At 42.4% G+C, this 762-nt stretch carries 3 tRNA genes; all 3 read right to left on the minus strand.

What is annotated here, in order from left to right:
- Nucleotides 1–44: 44 nt before the first annotated feature.
- A tRNA-Arg gene (locus H4J41_RS00230) sits at nucleotides 45–121 on the minus strand.
- Nucleotides 122–347: 226 nt separating this feature from the next.
- Nucleotides 348–424 (minus strand) — tRNA-Arg (locus H4J41_RS00235).
- Between the two features lie 252 nt (nucleotides 425–676).
- Nucleotides 677–753: transfer RNA gene (locus H4J41_RS00240), tRNA-Arg, on the minus strand.
- Nucleotides 754–762 lie beyond the last annotated feature (9 nt).

Here is a 762-nt window from a genome sequence, read left to right on the forward strand (position 1 = left end):
GTTAATATTTGCTAGTCTTTATTATTTAGCCACTTAAAGAAAAGTGGCGGACGCGGCAGGAGTCGAACCTGCGACCGCCTGGTTCGTAGCCAGGTACTCTATCCAGCTGAGCTACGCGTCCTCAATAAACTGTTTTTTTATATCTCATGTTTAGGAGATAACAAACTTTACTCATAAAAAGCATTCGTAGCCATTAGCGTTAGATAACCTATCCCGCTGAGCTACGCGTCCTCAATAAACTGTTTTTTTATATCTCATGTTCAGGAGATAACCAACTTATACAGTATTTATTTTTTAACTAGCGTTAATATTTGCTAGTCTTTATTATTTAGCCACTTAAAGAAAAGTGGCGGACACGGCAGGAGTCGAACCTGCGACCGCCTGGTTCGTAGCCAGGTACTCTATCCAGCTGAGCTACGCGTCCTCAATAAACTGTTTTTTTATATCTCATGCTTAGGAGATAACGAACTTTACTCATAATAAGTATTCGTAGCCATTAGCGTTAGATAACCTATCCAGCTGAGCTACGCGTCCTCAAATCAAGCCTGTTATTTATATCTCTAGCTTAAGAGATAACGCATGTTACTCATAATGAGCACTCTGATGCGACCCCACAAAGATAAAAACAAAATGTTGGGGCGAAAAAAAACCAGTCATTAGACTGGTTTTTTCAATGTGGCGGACGCGGCAGGAGTCGAACCTGCGACCGCCTGGTTCGTAGCCAGGTACTCTATCCAGCTGAGCTACGCGTCCGCAATAAAC

It is taken from the genome of Colwellia sp. MB3u-45, from assembly GCF_014077005.1.
Taxonomy (GTDB): domain Bacteria; phylum Pseudomonadota; class Gammaproteobacteria; order Enterobacterales; family Alteromonadaceae; genus Cognaticolwellia.